This window comes from Legionella jordanis, from assembly GCF_900637635.1.
GTDB lineage: Bacteria > Pseudomonadota > Gammaproteobacteria > Legionellales > Legionellaceae > Tatlockia > Tatlockia jordanis.
Genome location: NZ_LR134383.1, coordinates 419,198 through 435,956 on the forward strand (window position 1 = coordinate 419,198; position 16,759 = coordinate 435,956).

Sequence of the window (16,759 nt, forward strand, 5' to 3'; positions counted from 1 at the left end):
CATGAACAAAACCATTCAATTAAAAATTTTGGATTCAAGAATCGGCAAATCCATTGAATTGCCACAATACGCTACTCCCGGTTCAGCTGGCCTTGATTTGAGAGTTTGCATTGATAAGCCGATGCAAATTGCTCCACAAGAAACAGTTCTCTTACCAACGGGTTTGGCCATCCATATCATGGATCCCAATCTGGCGGCCGTCATTTTGCCGCGTTCAGGCCTTGGGCACAAACATGGCATTGTTTTAGGGAATTTGGTTGGCCTCATTGATTCCGATTATCAGGGAGAGTTAAAAATTTCTTGCTGGAATCGCAACCATGAGCATTTTACCGTAAACCCAGGGGATCGCATCGCGCAGTTGGTATTTTTGCCGATTGTGCGTGCTAATTTTGAACTGGTTGATTCTTTCGATGAAAGCAGCCGTGGAGAGGGTGGTTTTGGTAGTTCAGGGAGACAGTAGCGATGGGCTATGTGCAAAAAGAGGTCGAGCGTTCGGTATTTAGAGCCTATGACATTCGCGGTCTGGTGGGGAAGCAATTAGACGAGGATGCTTTTTATTCCATTGGTTTGGCGATTGGCTATCGCTTAAATGAATTGCAGCGAGACAAAATATATGTTGCCCGGGATGGCCGCTTAAGCAGCGAGCAATTAGCAAAAGCCTTGCAACAGGGCTTACTTGAAAGCGGCATCACGGTTTTGGATCTGGGCACAGTTGCTACACCGATTATGTATTATGCCACTCATAGTCAAGAAGTGGACAGCGGCTTAATTGTTACCGGAAGCCACAATCCTTCTGATTACAACGGAATCAAAATCGTTCTCGCTGGCAAAACTTTGGTGCAGCAGGACATTGAAAAATTACATGAGACGCTGGCCAATCGAAAGCGACTCAAGGGGCAAGGCCAATATCTCCAAATGGATATTATTGATGATTATTGTCAGCGGGTCTTAAAAGACATCCAGCTCAGCAGACCTCTTAAGGTGGTTGTTGATTGTGGCAATGGTGTTGCCGGTCCTGTTATCCCTAAAGTTATTGCTGCCATGGGTTGTGAGGTCATACCTCTTTATTGCGATGTCGATGGCCGTTTTCCTAACCATCATCCTGATCCCAGTGTTGAAGAAAATCTGCAAGATCTTAAGGAAACCGTACTCGCCACTCAAGCCGATCTTGGCCTTGCTTTTGATGGCGACGCGGATCGTTTAGGCGTCGTCACTGACAAGGGAGAAACCATTTGGCCCGATCGCCTTCTCATGCTTTATGCAACTCATGTATTGCAGCACAATGCAGGGGGCACAATTGTTTATGATGTTAAATGTTCGAGTCACCTGGCCGAGGTCATTAAAAGAAGTGGTGGCATAGCCCGAATGTGTCCGACAGGCCATTCAATTGTAAAGGCAGTCATGAAACAAGAGCAGGCTGCATTAGCGGGAGAGATGAGTGGCCATTTGTTTTTTAAAGATCGCTGGTATGGCTTTGATGATGCACTCTATAGTGCATGCCGCCTCTTAGAAATTTTAAGTTTAAGCTCCCAAACGGTCAGTCAGCAATTTTCGAAAATCCCAAACAGCATTAATACTCCAGAAATCAAGATTCCAATTGCAGAAGACATAAAATTTTCATTTATGGAAAGATTTTGTGCTGAAGCTCTGTTCCCTGAAGCGGAATTAATTACAATAGATGGCCTAAGGGTTGAATTTGCCAATGGCTGGGGATTATTGCGGGCCTCCAATACGACCCCTTGTTTGGTAGCACGTTTTGAAGCACGGGATCAGCAAAGTCTTGAGCAAATTCAAGAATTGTTCAGGGCGCAATTACAACGTCTAGATAGCAGCCTCTCTTTATCCTTTTAAACACAAATACAATATCGCTTTAAGGTTCGCAGCCTGGGCTGCGGGCCCTTTCCTATTAATAGCGTAAAATTTATCAAAAAAGATCTCAAAATAAGCTCTTTGTTAATATTTTTTTAATTTTTCCCATTTAAAATTTTTTTAAGTTGTAAAAATGAAGTTAAGCAATGGGAAAAGTAATTTTAATTTACGCCAATTGTAAAAACCCCACTGCGAAAGGTGATTTTGCGCATGCGGGTGTAATAGCTAGAGATCTGGCACGGGAACTTCCAATGAGTTCCAATATCAATGTAGTGCTTACCAGTACTTTAGATGGTATTAAACGCTTCGAAAGCCTTTACGGTAAGCCAGACCAAAGGCACTTGCTTATTGATGGTGAGCGCATTGGTATTTGTGCCCTGGAAACCTTTGATCCGGTTGAAAACACCGTGGTGGCCTTCATCGAAGCCAATCGCTGCAATTTTGCCCCGGCTGAATTGGTTAAACGTGTCATTTCTCCCCAAAGTAAATTTTTATTTGTGGGCGCCGCAAATCAGAAAGATGTTTCTTCTTTTTTAATGCAGTTGATGTACAGGCAAATGATTGATAAGGATCAACCAGATATTTATTCGCATTTCGCTGCGAATGATATCCTCATTGGCAGTTCTGGTTTGGGAAGTAATCGCCTTGGGCTGCCTAACATTGAAAAAGCCGATAATAGTGATCCTGGACAGTTGTCCTCCATTGTTCCTTCGGCCAATTACGGATTCATGTATCTTGCAGCGGTTGATTCCTCTAAAGATTATAAATTAATTGCTCAATACATGAAATTAACTGATCTGGATACTTACGTGCTGGTTGGGAATTTCACCACGGAGGCATCAACAATTAAAAAAGCCTATGCGAGCGATACAAATTTAGGACCTTCCAGAGTGGAAATACCTAAAATTCAATATCATCAGTCCCTGCCAAATAAAACAATGCGCCTTGCTTTGGCAAATTCCTATTCTTGTCTCGTACTGTCAACAGGGGTAATGAGTACACTTGAAGCCATGCGGGATAGTAAATTAACTTATTATCAGAATTTATCCAATAATAATGAGTTCGTTGCCTCCTATTTAATGGCGGTAAAATCCATTGTTGACAGTGATTCCTCCCTAATAGGTGCAATGCCAGATCTTATTTTTGAATTGTCAAAACTACTCTTTAAAGATAAGCCTCTGTCCCAAATTGATATAGAAAGGACCCAAGAATTATTGGCTAAAGATGCGGTCACCAAAAAGCTTGTCCAAGCCAATGAAAAAGTGGTTGCACAAGTTAATGGAAAATTGGCTCCTGGACTACTGAGCTTTTTAAATGAATCGAGAAATACTTCCGCCCAGATCCAACTAAATACAGTTTGCACTTCTCTGCGGAAACAGGGTGAAACAACCAATCCTGTTTACGAACAGGCATTAAGAAGGGCCGCCGCCTGGGGGCGTTTGTTTGAACTGAAAGTGCTAGTAGAATCCCTAGATAAATTGCAGCTTAATTCACCCGATCCGACTTTTGGAAGAAGTGCTTTGCATTGGGCTTGCCTGAAAGATCTGGATTGCGCCAGGTTATTAATTCAAGTGAGGGTTGAATTGGATGCGGTTGATAATAAGGGCCAAACGGCTTTGCATTATGCCGCTTCGACGGGCAACAAAGAACTCATTAAAATGTTGCTTGGGCATGGCGCATCGCCTGATCTTATTGATTTGGATAATAAAACCGCCAAAGATTATGCTGATGCGGAAACTGCGATATTCATCAGCACTTGCTGTGCAAGTTCAAAGTCCGTGGACGGCTTAGCAGTAGACCTTGCCGAATCGCTGTCTCTGCTGCATGGATAAAGGCAAAGGATTGCTGTTAAACCACGCATGGTTTTTGCAAAACGAAAAGCATTTCCTCTAATGGAGCAGCATTTTGCGTTCTGGCTACAATTTTGTGCTGCTGTTTCATGCTGAAGGCGTATTTCGCACATAATGCCTGGATGTAATCCGGATGATGGGCAAAACGCGCTGTACTTTGCAATAACCAGGGCTTGTCCGCACTGATTTCCGTGCTGAAAATAAAAAAACCATCCTGGCTCAAATGCTGCTGAATTTCCGCAAAAAGGCTGTCTAACTCAGCAAAATAAGGAAAAACGTCAGCAGCAACAATTAGTTGATAGGCTTGCTTGTTTTCCTTAAGAAAATCAAGCAACTCGGCTTCAACCAAATCATCATATAGGTCTTTTTCACGGGCTTGAGCCAGCATTTTGGGGGCGATATCAACGCCAGTTAAATGATGTGATACTTCCCTTAAAATAACCCCAGTTAATCCTGTGCCGCAACCTAAATCCAAGGCATTCTCAACGTGTTCAATGGGTAATTGATGAATCACTCGGCTGATGTGTTGTGGAAGGCTATAGGCTAGCTGATCGTTCATATGTTGATCATAATACAAGGCATAATTGTTAAATAAATTGCTTGCATACTCAGGACAAGTCTTGGGATTTAACTCATCATTGCTTAAGGCATGCAGCATGTGCCGGCTGGCTTTATCAGCCGGATTCGCCTCAAGGGCTTTTTCCAGCAATGCACGAGCTCGTTCTTTATCTTCGAGTCGAATGTAAATGGCGGCAAGATTACTTAATGCTGCAAAATGCTTAGGCTGTTGCGCTAAAATGTCTTCGAAATGAGCAATCGCTTCACTTAAGTGCCCTAAGGCCATCTGCGCCACGCCAGAATTGTAAAGGTATTCAATATTTTTCGAGTCTTGTTTTAGTAATACATCATAATGCATTAAAGCATTTTCAAAACGATCATAATGCATGAATGTAGCGGCTAAATTATTACGTGCATCGACGTGATCATTATCGAAAGCCAATGCTTTGGTAAAATAATCTACGGCTACTTGCCCTTGTTGCCTTTTTAAAGCAATAACCCCTAAATTTACCAAAGATTCCACATGCTGTTCATTTTGCTGAAGTACATTTTTAAAGGCTTGTTCTGCTTCGTCCAGCAAATTGAATTCCAAATTCAATACGCCTAGATAAAAATTGGCTTCCAAATGGCCATCAGAAAGGGCCAACACGTTTTTGAATTGGGTTTTTGCGGCTTGCAGTTCATGATTACGAAGAAGCAGTAAGCCCAAATTAAAATGAGCCGCAGCAAAATCGGGTTCTGCATGAATCGCTGAGCGATATTGTTCCAGGGCTTTTCTATACTGGCCCTGTTCCCCATACACAATGGCTAAATTGTGGTGCGCCTGGGCGTAATTTGGTGAGAGTTCCAAAGCTTTCTGATAATGCTCAATGGCTTTGTCAGATTGATGACTTTTTTTGTAAGCGTTGGCTAAATTATTATGAATGCTGGCGTCGTCAGGATTAAGTTTCAGTGCTTCATGCAAGAAATCAATACTCTCCTGGAGATTTCCCTTTTGAGCATAAGCAAGACCTAAAAAATGCAAAGCCTGAGCATGTTCCGGGTTAAGACGTAAGAGCTTTTTGTACAGCTCAATGGCTTCTGCTAATTCATTATTCCTTTGCAGAAGATAAGCTTGTGCAAACAAGGCCTCCAAATCTTCGGTCATGGGGCTTTAACCATCTTGATGTGCAAAATGCCATCCATGTCAAAAGGTTCTCCTTCTGGAAGGAAACCATAGCTTTGATAAAAATGTTGCAAATATTGCTGTGCTGTAATGACTATCGCCTGGGAAGCAAAATGGGTTTGTAAATAAGTTAAAATACTAGCCATCAATTGCTTGCCTAATCCAAATCTTCGATGGCTTTGCGCTGTGACCAAACGGCCAAAGCTCATGTCTTTGTGATTGAAAGGCAAAATACGGGCATAGGCTATCAATTTCCCTGCGTCATAGACCAGTAGATGTCGTGCTTGCTGGTCTTTAAAATCCAAATCCTGATACACGCATTGCTGTTCAACGATAAAAACCTGGTTGCGTAAAGCCAGGATGTCGTACAGTGTGTTAATGCTTAATTCTTCAAAAGAATAAATGGCTATGTTCATGATAAAGGCATTTCTAACAGTTGGCTGCGCAGCTGCTGCAAGGCTTGTGCGCGATGGCTAATTTCATTTTTAATCTTAGCAGTTAATTGGGCAACAGTGCACTGGTATGAGTCAAGAAAAAATATAGGATCATAACCAAAACCTTGCTCTCCTTGAGGTTTGAGCACAATCCGACCTTTCATCTTGCCTGTGGCAATTAAGGGAGTTGGGTCTTGTTCATGCCTTAGAACGGCAATGGCACAGTAGAAGTAAGCCTCGCGTTTTTCTTCTTCGACATGCCTCAGCCTGTTGAGCAGCAAAGAAATGTTTTCCTTATCTGTGGCATTATCGCCAGCATAACGAGCTGAATAAATCCCCGGTTCACCTTGTAAAGCTTCCACGACCAGGCCAGAATCGTCTGCAAGAGCAGCCTTTTTAGCCACTCGACTCGCATGTCGAGCTTTAAGGATAGCATTTTCTATAAAGCTAAAGCCGGTCTCAATGGCCGTTTCAATGCCCAGGGTATTTTGGGGGATGCATTGAAGCGGACTTAGAATCTCTTGTAATTCTTTTATTTTTCCAGGGTTTGAGGTTGCTAAAATAATTTCTGACATAGTTTTTGTCTCACACTTTGCTATCACATTGTCCAACTGTAATGGGCAATAGTATTGTTAAGCTTAAGGTTAGGCGAGTATAACTCTAAATACTGAAGCTTAATGCCAGCTTAGCCAGCAATATTGTTTACTTTTTCAACAAAAAATGGTTTAATTGCCTATTCTATTTAAAAACTTTCCAACTGTAATTCCGACTTTTTAAGCGTCTTATATACTAATTCTTTGGGGGAAATATGGGCAAAGCGCAAAAGGATTTTAGGCAAAGAGACAATGAGGATAGCCGCAAATTTAATGTGTGGTATCACCTGGATGATTGCCGACGTATTGTTTGGGCTTATTATCAGTCTATGCTGCAATCCAAAGCTCTCGATGAAACCAAGAAGAACCAATTTCTTCCCCCTTATGTATTTATGGATGGCATCGATGAACTTCCTTTCGAAGAAATAGTCGATTTTTGTAAAGGCCTTTTGCTTAAATCCAACAAACGCTATTTTCCCATTCTCTTTAAACCTGAAATGGGGAGTGCCCATTACATGGCAGCGATACTTTGCCGGCAACCCAGTGGTAGCATTAAGTTTTTTCTTTTTAACCCTTTAGGGTATCCAACTTCTGAGGCGAGAGCCCGAGCGGTGAAAAAACTCAAACTTCCAAGTGAATTTATGGTTGCTGGAATGCCTTTGGCCCTCTCCCCCCATGAAATTCAAAGTGAGCGAAAAGACATAGCAGCCCAAAGTGATGCTGACGTTGCAGAGGAAGAGAAAAAGAAACTGGTTTCTTGCGGGCCGATTTGTCTGGAGTTCTTAAGATACGCGTTAAATCACCCCGACTGGATTGCTTCTTTGGATGATTCCTTCGCATTACCGGAAGAACTCTTGCGTTATAACTGTGAACTCCCAGTCTATAAAGAACATATTGAAGGCATTCGCCGTAGCCACGACGAACTGTTGGGACGGATGGCTGATTCAGATATTGAGCTTGTTGAAGATTTTTATAAAGATCCTACAGAGGCTTTTATTGTAAAAAATGAAGCGATTAGGAGAAAGGAAGAAATACAGAGAAGAGCCGCCCTTGTTTATGATTTTGATGATTCCGAAGGTGATCAGGAATTTAGCTATGATGAAAGTGATCCAGAACATGATTTAGCTGATGAAGAGTTGTTAGAGTCCCCGCGTAACGAAGCCCCACTTAAGCGTCCAGCGGACTCATTAAAAGTTTCGGTAGAATTCCCGCAAGAGGAAATCTCAACCTCGCATTCAGAACATGAGCAGTTGCTTAATGACCATAACTCAGAAAGTTCTTATTCTCCATCGGAGCCTCTATCATCCGCTTCCCCGTTTAGGCCATTAGGGGTTAAGCTGGTCCAAAATGAAATCGCCCGTTTGGAAAGCAGCGACAGTTGCTTTAATTTCGGTTCCTATCAAAAGGCCCAGCGCATTAAGTCTGCTTTAACCAATGCTATTTCCAAACAGGTACTTGATGTACGATTGGATAAAGATGTCCGTGAAGCATTGGCGAGCCATCGAATTTTTAGCTTTTTCTCACTTAAGAAGGCAAAGGCCTTGGATAACATTGACGAATCCTTAAGGACAGAAGCTTCTTTAAACGTTTAATCCCTGGTTTAAGTTACTGTCACTGATGGAGTTTAAAGTTCTACAGTGACTGTGCAAACCCAATGTGGACCGCCATAATGGCGATAAAAGTCTTGTTCAGTCGTGTTGCTAAAAAACACGGCCACATTGTATTGCCTGAAAGGTTTAGCTAAAGCAATAACATATGTGTTATAGCTAATTCCTGTAATGTCCTCAAAGCCTTTGGGTAGTTCATAACGTCCTAACAAAGCAAGAATTCTTAACCCTTCAATTGAAAAAAAGTGTGCAGGAAGTTCAGAGTTGATCCCAGCATCGTAATAAATTCCTTTGCGCTTTACGTTAACGACATTAGATGAGTAACCGAAATTCGATTGCAGAAATTTGAAATTGATTTGTCCTACCCATTCGTTATAGTTCCAAATGTTATATGAGGGGAAAATATAGCGATAAAGTCCCAGGTCAATGTTAAAATCGTTGCTAAATTCCTTATAAAACCCAATTCCCGGATCAATCTCCCAGCGGATATCGGTACCAGCAAACTTACTATTGGAAGACCAGATGTTGCCGTATACATTAAAAGGGGACGTGTAAGTCAATCCAGCTTGAATCGCAGCTGAGTTTTCAGTTTGAGTAATTCCACGAAACAGATAGTTTGAAGTTAAGCTAATATTGGCTTTTGTATTTTTTACTAAATGATCAAGCAATCCTTTTCCCTGGACGGGGTGAGCTTTGGGCTCGGATTCCGCCCTGGTGGAGGGGGAGCGCATTTCGACTTGTGGCTTGGCGGGATTCGCAAAAGATTCTTCGTTTAGCGAAAAAGCAACAGCAGCTCTTAAGCATAAAATGACGATTCCAAGGTTGGCTACTTGGTGGGTCATGGATACTGTTTCCTCGAAGCTAATGATTAGATAAGATAAGCTCCGTCACCAAAGGTTTAGAGCTATCATTGGATTTACCAATTTCTCCCCGATGGCCCTTGAAGCAGGTAGTAACGTGAAAAATTAAGTTTCACAATGGCTCACCTGCAATTCATTGAAATCGGCAAATCAGCCGTATTGTAGCTGACTTTACACTGATGGGCAGGTTTTTCCAATTTTCGAATGAGTTCAATATTAGTTTCTGCGTATCCGCATGCAATCCAGATTTCTTCATCATTGAAAGACCATTGCAAGATCTTACTTTTGGATGATTCATTATCGGGTGCGAGACTGGCTTGTTCTTTAGGATGGCCGGAATAAAAGGTTAAACGATTTAAGTAATTCTTTTGATTTGAAGCAGCGCTGTAGCTCTGCCAGCCAGGAATATTGTGCAGCAAAATTTGTCTCGTATCTATCTCCTTAGGACAAGGTAAGCCCGCGGCACATGCTGCTGGAAAACTGAAAATTTGACACAATCCTAAGATAAAGGCCCCATGGCTAATTATTTTCATAGTGTCTCCATAGCTAAAGCATTACTTTAGACTGTTTAAGCCTAGGATGCGATGGTTTTGCTGACTTTAAGTAGTCGGCTTAACAGTTGAGACCCATGCAGGGGTCTCAATGTGAGTATTATTTTTCCAGATAGGGTTGGCTTTCAGGAAGGTGGAATCGAATTCCAACCATAAACAGATTTGCATCGGGTCGGTAGCGTCCTCTTAGCAATGAGCCAGAAAGAGGTTCGACGGTGGTCCAGGTGACACTTTCGTATTGGGTAAATTGATAAGTAAACATAAGTTCTGCGTAATCTGTGATTTGATTGGCAATTCCTGCTTTTACACTCCAGCCGGTTAACCACTTATCAAAATTGCCGCTGACCCCAAGATTACCTGCCGTATTATCATATCCGACTTCAAATTTGCTGGTTGAGACTCCAGGACCTGCAAATAAACGAACGGCAGTGTTGTAACGATATTCGGGAAGGGCAAATAAGCTAAAACCGTATTTCAACTGTTCTTCCGCCTGGGCAAACTCACTGAAGAACCAATTATCAATATTATGTTTAGCTTTCCCCGTGAAAAGGTCGGCATTTCCTTCGATGCTAAAGCCGTATTGTTCCGCAAATAAAAATTCATATCCTGCAGCCAGCTGCCCATGAAAATTGCTGTACCCACTGTCGAAATTGGCTGTTGAAGCAAAAGGATCCTCCAAGGGATAGATAAGTTGTTTTTCGACATCAACGGCATTTCCCCCAAGATTAATAACGCCATACCAACTGGCATTTGCGTTTAAGGGCAGTAAGCCTAAGCCCATTAAAAGTGAAAAATATTTATTCATGTTTAGCCTCTGTTATAAAATGCTTGGGATAGTAATTTGATTGGATGTCTCATTTCTGCCGTCTTGTCTCACCAATGTAATGGACACAGGAACCGCATGAGGGGTATTAATGTTTTTTACCACAAATCGCTGATGCACCATGTCCAAAGTGAGTGTGGCATTCGGCAATCCATTCAGAACATAAGCCGTGACCAGCTGGGTATTTAAGCCTGTGTACTGGATAAAAGCTTCTCTGCGGTTCATCGGGTTTCGATCCGCTTTCGTTAATTGCAGCTGCTGAGTAATAATAAAATTACTCGCAGAAACATTAAAAAAGCTGCCATTTGACGCCCTTACCATAATGCGTGCCGTCGATGTTGTGAGATTTGGGACGGTAAGTAATACCGCGCCAACATTAGGCACTCCTTGCAACAGCAAATAAGGATAAGTAATGCCACCATCGGTCGAGAGAAGAATATCCACCGTATGAGCATTCACTGGTGCAACGTTGGTGTTGGCGACATTCCAGGTTACGAGTTGCTGAGACAGAGCCGGCCAAGTTGTGCCTGGATTGCTTGGGGAGGTAACTAGAAAGGGTCCGGAGTGACTGTCTGTGGTTACGAGGACGTCTGTGAATGCATTACAAGAGCCCCCTGGAGTGTTGGCGCGAACTGAGACTCTAAATTTTAAAACACGCGACACTGAAGGCAAAACCTCCCAAGTAAATGGCCCGTGGTTAACCAAAGCCATTAAATTTGGCAAAAAGCGTGTGGGCGAAAGCGAAGGACTATAACTTCGGAAATTAGGTCCCACCAGAGACGTACTTTGGGGCGGTTGAGGTGAGGGTTCGTTGTTCATTTGCTCCCAAGTATAAGTAGGCAGTAATCCCGAAGGATTGGTTGCTGAGGCGGTTAAACTGAATGGAGTGTTTGCAGGAATTGTGACGAACCCATTCGTCCCAAGGATTTGTGGGGCTGGCCCGATAGGAGTTTTGACGGCACAAGTATGGCTGGGGCTATTAATGAAACTACCAATTTCTTGCAAGCTGATGCCATTAAAATAAGCATCAGAATGGCTCTGGACGTTAGGTGGGCAAATGCCAGCATAACTCATAATTGTGCTGCCGCTGCCAGGTTCAACGGCCGTGGGGATATGGCGTTCACAGGAGTTATTTTGCACGTGATTTGCACCAAATTGATGTCCCATTTCATGGGCGACATAGTCCACATCAAAGGCATCACCCACGGGATTTTCTTGCCCGGTTGCTCCCTTGGCTTTGTCTTCAGGATCGCAAACGCTAGCCACTGCCGCCAAACCACTGCCTGCTGAGTCAACCACATGACCAATGTCATAATTTGCAGAACCAATGACGTTATCTAGGTTTGTCTGGTTTTCTTCAATCAAAGCGGGTGGGTTGCCATGAGTATAAGGCTCCGTGTTGGGATCGGTATAAATGATGGCGGCGTTGTTCGGGATAAGCTGCATGGTCACAGCAATGTCGCGTTCATAAATACCATTGACCCGGTTCACAGTGGTAACCTCAGCTGCCAATGCCATGGGCACTGTTCCACCCTGATATTCCGTGTACTCTGCGGTTGCAGCCATTGCCAGACGGTATGTTCTTAATTCGCAAGAGGCAAAATTGGCAAAATGTTTGAGGTGGCTGAAATCTTTTACAGCTCTATCCTGACCAGTGACTCCGCATTTGATGCGTTTGTGGGTCACAAAATCTTTTTGATAATAGACCATGTAATATTGGGTATTATCTTTTTCTAAGGGATCGATAAAGATGGTATTTTTTCCAGGCACCATAATCATGGCATGAAATCCTTGAGGTGTGACGTCAAGTTTTACAAATTCATCGGATTTATCCATGCTATAAGCGTCAAAGGTTTTAATGTCCGGGAATTTGGCAGCCAAATCAGGGTGCATGGTACTATTGGCAAGGACTTTATAGCGATGATTGCTGCCGTCTGGGTGGGGCAATTCAATCATCGTTGGATTGCCAAGGCCAGGATGGTCCCGATTAGGCACATTCTCTAAATCGGCATACAGCTGGTTGATGTCAATTTCGACTAGTCGATAATGCTTGGCATTAATGGAACGTTGGCCTGTAGCTTGAACAGATGACGAATCCACGTCTTTTGCGACTTGAATGACGGATTGTGCCAGTAAAGCGGAAGAAAAAAGCAGCAAAGAGGCTGCGGTGAAAGTCCTTATCATCGTCTCACATCCAATATGTAATTTTTTTGCGGAATCAATATAACAGTTGAATAGAGGCATCTCAATAGCCACTTATACTTTCTTTTGTCAGCAAAATTGGCGGATTATTACAATATTTTAAAGTTCTTGGTGTTCACACTTATGCACTCCATAATCACGAGGTATAAGATGAAATTAAATTTATACAAATTAATTCACAAGGCTCAAAGGCAACGTCTTTATGAGTTGGCCATCGCCATCGCTAAAATGGATGAAAATGATGCAGAAGAGTATGAGAAAATAACTCAATCAATGAAACAGTTGTTGTCTCACATCAAACAGCACAGCCAGTCTGAAGAACGTTTTATTCACCCCTATTTTGAGCCATTTGTGCAACAATTAAATAGACTAAATCAACAGCACCAGCAGCTGGATGTGATGGAACTCTCATTGATACAGCATTTAACAGCAGGAAAGGACAGCCACCAACTCTATTTGGCATTTAATCGCTTCATAGCCTCTTATTTACAACACATAGATGAAGAGGAGCGGCTGCAATCTGAAATTCTTTGGCAGCAATATAGAAATGAAGATCTGCAAAGTATTATGGTACAGTTTAACCAAAGTTTAAGCGCAGAAGAAATTGAAGAAGGCTTGAAGTTTATGTTGCCCTGTCTTAAGGTGCAGGAGACGCTTGAGTTGTTGCAGAAAAAACCTAGAGATTTTCCACAAAGATGAAACAGCATCTGAGCCCCTTTAATGTTAAGCAACCCGGTTTAATGTAAGATGAGTGTCCAAATTCCCATTCACCCGGCATTAAGGACTTATGTACATTCAATTTCTGTGGTGAACGCTTCGTCTATTGATGCTTATCGAATTTTTCCGGGTTTATATCCTGTTTTAGGATTTCAGTTCCAAGGTGAGCTGGCTTATGTCGACAGCAAAAATGATCGACATAAGCTTAAACACATAGGGATTACAGGTCTTTTGACTTGCTTTCGGGATTTTCAAGCATTATCGGCTAACACTGGCTCGGTTTTGCTTACTCTATACCCTTGGGCCATTCCAAAATTGTTTCAAATTCCTGCAAGAGCTTTAAGTAATCGGTCATTGGGATTATGCGACATAATTAAACCGGCAGCAGCCAACGTGTTGCAAGAGCAAATTGCTTTGGCAAAATCGATGAATGAAAGGCTTTCTCTGATCCAATCTTTTCTGCTTGGGCAATGCCAATTAAATCGGAAACTTGATAACTCGCGTATCAAGTCTTTCTGGCATGAAGTAATCAAAGAGGATGGTTTGGGTAAATTAGGCAATTTAGCAAAAAGCTATTCTTACAGCGAGCGAAGCCTTCAGCGCCATTTTCTGGATTGCATCGGCTTAAGTCCAAAACAATATTTGAGGGTGATCCGCTTGCAAAATAGCCTTAAACAGCTTGAAAATCAGAGCGATTGGTCGCAAATACAAACTGCCGATGCTTATTTTGATCAATCCCATTTTATTAAAGAATTTAAAAAAATGACTGGGCAAACGCCAAAAGCCTTTGCTAAAAATTTAATTATTTGAGCGGTTTAATAATTAATATTTAAGCGATATGCTGAAATTGGCACTATTTTGCAATTTGGCTAACATTAAGATGTTACCAAGCACCCTTAAGGACTATAAATATGCATGATGCAATCCCTTTGATAACCATGCTTGCAATGGGATTTGCATTGGCCTTCCTCTTAGGCTTTATTGCGGTGCGCTTAAAAATCCCGGCATTGGTCGGTTATTTATTAGCAGGGGTAATGCTTGGCCCCTTTACTCCAGGATTGGTTGCTGACGTTAATATTGCTCAGGAGCTTGCAGAAATCGGTGTCATGCTGCTGATGTTTGGAGTGGGATTGCATTTCTCCTTTGGCGATTTGATGAGGGTACGAAAAATTGCAATTCCGGGGGCCATTGTTCAGATTGTAGTGGCCACACTCTTGGGAGGGGGCATTGCTCTGCTTTGGGGATGGAGCTATGGAAGTGCTTTAATCTTTGGTCTTTCCCTATCAGTTGCCAGTACCGTGGTGCTCTTGAGGGCGTTGGAAGAAAGGGGGACTTTGGAGTCCATCAACGGACAAATAGCCGTGGGCTGGCTTTTAGTCGAAGATTTGGCAATGGTGATTGTGCTAGTGCTACTCCCAGCCTTGTCTCAATCGCTTGGACATCAGACAACCACCATTGAGCAGCAGCCTTTATGGCTGGTTTTATTATTAACCGTGCTGAAGATTTCTGCTTTTATTGCCATCATGTTTGTCGTTGGCCGTCGTTTTTTTCCAAAACTTCTCTGGCATGTGGCTCGTACAGGTTCGCGTGAATTGTTTACATTGTGTGTAATTACGGCTGCAATTAGCATCGCATACCTAGCGGCCCAATTGTTTGGAGTTTCTTTTGCGCTCGGGGCTTTTTTCGCTGGCACCATCATGCGGGAATCATCACTCAGCCATCGCGCCGCAGAAGAATCTTTACCGCTAAGGGATGCCTTTGCCGTACTATTCTTCGTTTCCGTGGGTATGTTATTCAATCCTGCGGTAATTATTGCCCACCCTTTAAAAGTGTTAACGGTTCTGGGCATTATTGTCATTGGAAAATCCGTTGCCGCCTTTTTTTTAGTGCTCTTGTTCCGCTACTCCTTTCAATCTGCCCTGGTGGTTTCAGCAAGCTTGGCGCAAATTGGAGAATTTTCATTTATTCTGGCTGAACTTGGAATTCGTTTAGGCATGCTGCCGATGGAGGGAAGAAATTATATTCTAGCGGGTGCCATTATCTCCATCGCACTTAATCCTTTGCTGTTTAAACTCATCACGCCGCTGCAAAAGTTGGCCTCTCGCATTAATTTGGTCCGCTTTCATCCAGTGTTTAAACGTTCTGAAGATCCTTTAGCCGCTTTACCTAGCACAGTTCAAGAAAAATATTTAGCAGGGCAGGTGGTTCTCGTAGGCTATGGGCGTGTGGGGGAACGCATTGCACATATGCTGTCGGAGCAAAATATTCCTTATGTGGTGATTGATGAAAATCGTGAAACCATTAAACGGTTAAGAGCAGCAGGGCACCCGGCGGTATACGGTGATGCCTCCGAGCCAACCGTATTAATTCAGGGGCATATCGCTCGTGCAGGAATGCTTATCATCGCCATGTCCGATACCGTTCAGGTTAGAACAATGATCCACTATGCCAAGCAACTTAATCCAGAAATTGAAATTATTATTCGCACCCACGATGAAGAAGAAGCTTTATTGTTGGAAAAGGAAATTAGCGGGAAGGTATTTTTTGCAGAGGGTGAAATTGCGAAAAACATGGGCCTACATGTATTAAATCGCTACGGCAAATCAGCATAGGCAAGTTTTGGATTCCTGATGTCAAAAATCAGGAACCCAATTTAATTATTCAGAAGGATGAAGCAACTTATCCAATTGCGCTTTTACAAGTTTGTTAAGTTCATCAAGTACTTCATAGCCAAACTCTGGGTTTTTGGGGAATTGCTTATGAATGACATTTGCCAAAAAAGCAGACAATCCTTGAAATACTACCTTGTTATCGCGCAATTGTGCCGGCAATTTTTCCACAGACTGGCTTAATGCGGCGAGTAAGTTATGTCCTATAAAGTTCATTGCCTTACTGTAATGTTCAAGAGTCAGGGTTTCAGCGGAAGGAGAATTGGTTTCTGCATTCATGTTATTGTCTCAAAATGTTGTGAAGCGCGATTGTAGGGGTTCTCTGCAGTCATTGCAATTTTAATGCAGAAAATCCCCTGCTTTATATAAGCCTGCCTCCATTTGTCATTGAATGCCGATGAAAATCGCAAACTCATTTGGACCATTGTAAACTTCAAAATCGCTGATGAAATTGCGTAGATAGTGAGTGTTGCCATTAAAATAACCCCATATCTCTTGCCAGGTTTTAATGATGGTATCGGGCATGGGACCATTATTTTTGAATTGTAAATACTGTCCGGCTTTAATTTCCACACGGCTGCACAACGGCAGTTGCTGGTTTTGAGCCACCCCGACAGTAATGGTATACAATCCTTCTGCATTGGATTCGTAGTCAGAATACACTGCTATGGCAGGTTTATGTGCACTCAAGTCACTTTCCTGGAATTGCTGCCAGAGTGCGGGAATCTTGGCTTGTTCTGGGTGTGCTTCATCGATGTTTTTTGTCCGCTTGGAAAAGCCAGTGATGGCGAATTGCTCCACGTATTGCTTCACAGGTTTTAATGCAGTCATATGTCCTCCTGAATGTGATCACGGTTTGCT

Annotated in this window: 16 protein-coding genes; 7 read left to right on the forward strand and 9 right to left on the reverse strand. The window is 42.6% G+C overall.

Going from position 1 to position 16,759, the window contains the following annotated elements:
• Position 1: 1 nt before the first annotated feature.
• The 3 genes from dut (at position 2) to ankY (ending at position 3,701) form a co-directional block, all read left to right on the forward strand.
• Entirely contained in the window at positions 2-460 is a 459-nt protein-coding gene (dut, locus tag EL203_RS01945; protein ID WP_058471172.1) for a dUTP diphosphatase, read from the forward strand.
• Positions 461-462: 2 nt separating this feature from the next.
• Positions 463-1,851 (forward strand): phosphomannomutase/phosphoglucomutase, encoded by a 1,389-nt coding sequence (locus EL203_RS01950; RefSeq protein ID WP_058471171.1) that lies wholly within the window; start codon positions 463-465, stop codon positions 1,849-1,851.
• Positions 1,852-2,015: 164 nt separating this feature from the next.
• The gene (gene ankY, locus EL203_RS01955; protein ID WP_058471170.1) at positions 2,016-3,701 is read left to right on the forward strand and encodes a Dot/Icm T4SS effector AnkY/LegA9; all 1,686 of its coding nucleotides are present in this window, start codon (positions 2,016-2,018) and stop codon (positions 3,699-3,701) included.
• A 16-nt stretch (positions 3,702-3,717) separates the two neighbouring features.
• Here ankY and EL203_RS01960 read toward each other — a convergent pair whose 3' ends face one another.
• From EL203_RS01960 to rdgB, 3 genes are read right to left on the reverse strand one after another with little or no spacing between them, the layout of a single operon-like run.
• A complete protein-coding gene (locus tag EL203_RS01960) occupies positions 3,718-5,424 on the reverse strand; it encodes a tetratricopeptide repeat protein (RefSeq protein WP_058471169.1) in 1,707 nt (568 codons plus the stop codon).
• Positions 5,421-5,858, reverse strand: a complete 438-nt coding sequence (locus tag EL203_RS01965; RefSeq protein WP_058471168.1) for a GNAT family N-acetyltransferase — start codon at positions 5,856-5,858, stop codon at positions 5,421-5,423. The genes EL203_RS01960 and EL203_RS01965 overlap by 4 nt, the downstream gene beginning before the upstream one ends.
• Positions 5,855-6,451 carry an RdgB/HAM1 family non-canonical purine NTP pyrophosphatase gene (rdgB, locus tag EL203_RS01970; protein WP_058471167.1) on the reverse strand — a complete coding sequence of 199 codons (597 nt, stop codon included), beginning with the start codon at positions 6,449-6,451 and terminating at the stop codon, positions 5,855-5,857. Before rdgB ends, EL203_RS01965 begins: the two co-directional genes overlap by 4 nt.
• A 233-nt stretch (positions 6,452-6,684) precedes the next feature.
• Here rdgB and EL203_RS01975 point away from each other — a divergent pair, with 233 nt between their 5' ends.
• A complete protein-coding gene (locus EL203_RS01975) occupies positions 6,685-8,061 on the forward strand; it encodes a hypothetical protein (protein WP_058471166.1) in 1,377 nt (458 codons plus the stop codon).
• Between the two features lie 32 nt (positions 8,062-8,093).
• On the opposite strand, the gene EL203_RS01980 is transcribed toward EL203_RS01975, so the two are convergent.
• From EL203_RS01980 to EL203_RS01995, 4 genes are all read right to left on the reverse strand, one after another.
• Positions 8,094-8,918: a TorF family putative porin gene (locus EL203_RS01980; RefSeq protein WP_058471165.1), complete on the reverse strand. Its 825-nt coding sequence runs from the start codon at positions 8,916-8,918 to the stop codon at positions 8,094-8,096.
• Positions 8,919-9,058: 140 nt separating this feature from the next.
• Positions 9,059-9,469, reverse strand: coding sequence for an STY0301 family protein (locus EL203_RS01985; RefSeq protein ID WP_058471164.1), 411 nt, complete (start codon positions 9,467-9,469; stop codon positions 9,059-9,061).
• Between the two features lie 118 nt (positions 9,470-9,587).
• Entirely contained in the window at positions 9,588-10,292 is a 705-nt protein-coding gene (locus tag EL203_RS01990; RefSeq protein ID WP_058471163.1) for an outer membrane protein, read from the reverse strand.
• 12 nt (positions 10,293-10,304) lie between these two features.
• The gene (locus EL203_RS01995; protein WP_058471162.1) at positions 10,305-12,494 is read right to left on the reverse strand and encodes a reprolysin-like metallopeptidase; all 2,190 of its coding nucleotides are present in this window, start codon (positions 12,492-12,494) and stop codon (positions 10,305-10,307) included.
• A gap of 168 nt (positions 12,495-12,662) precedes the next feature.
• Here EL203_RS01995 and EL203_RS02000 point away from each other — a divergent pair, with 168 nt between their 5' ends.
• From EL203_RS02000 to ybaL, 3 genes are all read left to right on the forward strand, one after another.
• Entirely contained in the window at positions 12,663-13,211 is a 549-nt protein-coding gene (locus EL203_RS02000; RefSeq protein WP_058471161.1) for a hemerythrin domain-containing protein, read from the forward strand.
• Between the two features lie 48 nt (positions 13,212-13,259).
• Entirely contained in the window at positions 13,260-14,039 is a 780-nt protein-coding gene (locus EL203_RS02005) for a helix-turn-helix domain-containing protein (protein WP_058471160.1), read from the forward strand.
• Positions 14,040-14,140: 101 nt separating this feature from the next.
• On the forward strand, positions 14,141-15,841 hold the full coding sequence (gene ybaL, locus EL203_RS02010; RefSeq protein WP_058471159.1) for a YbaL family putative K(+) efflux transporter: 1,701 nt from the start codon (positions 14,141-14,143) through the stop codon (positions 15,839-15,841).
• Positions 15,842-15,886: 45 nt separating this feature from the next.
• Here the strand turns inward: ybaL and EL203_RS02015 are convergent, their stop codons facing one another.
• Both EL203_RS02015 and EL203_RS02020 read right to left on the reverse strand, forming a co-directional pair.
• Positions 15,887-16,177 (reverse strand): hypothetical protein, encoded by a 291-nt coding sequence (locus EL203_RS02015; protein WP_058471158.1) that lies wholly within the window; start codon positions 16,175-16,177, stop codon positions 15,887-15,889.
• Positions 16,178-16,282: 105 nt separating this feature from the next.
• Positions 16,283-16,729 carry a GyrI-like domain-containing protein gene (locus EL203_RS02020; RefSeq protein ID WP_058471157.1) on the reverse strand — a complete coding sequence of 149 codons (447 nt, stop codon included), beginning with the start codon at positions 16,727-16,729 and terminating at the stop codon, positions 16,283-16,285.
• Positions 16,730-16,759: the final 30 nt, after the last annotated feature.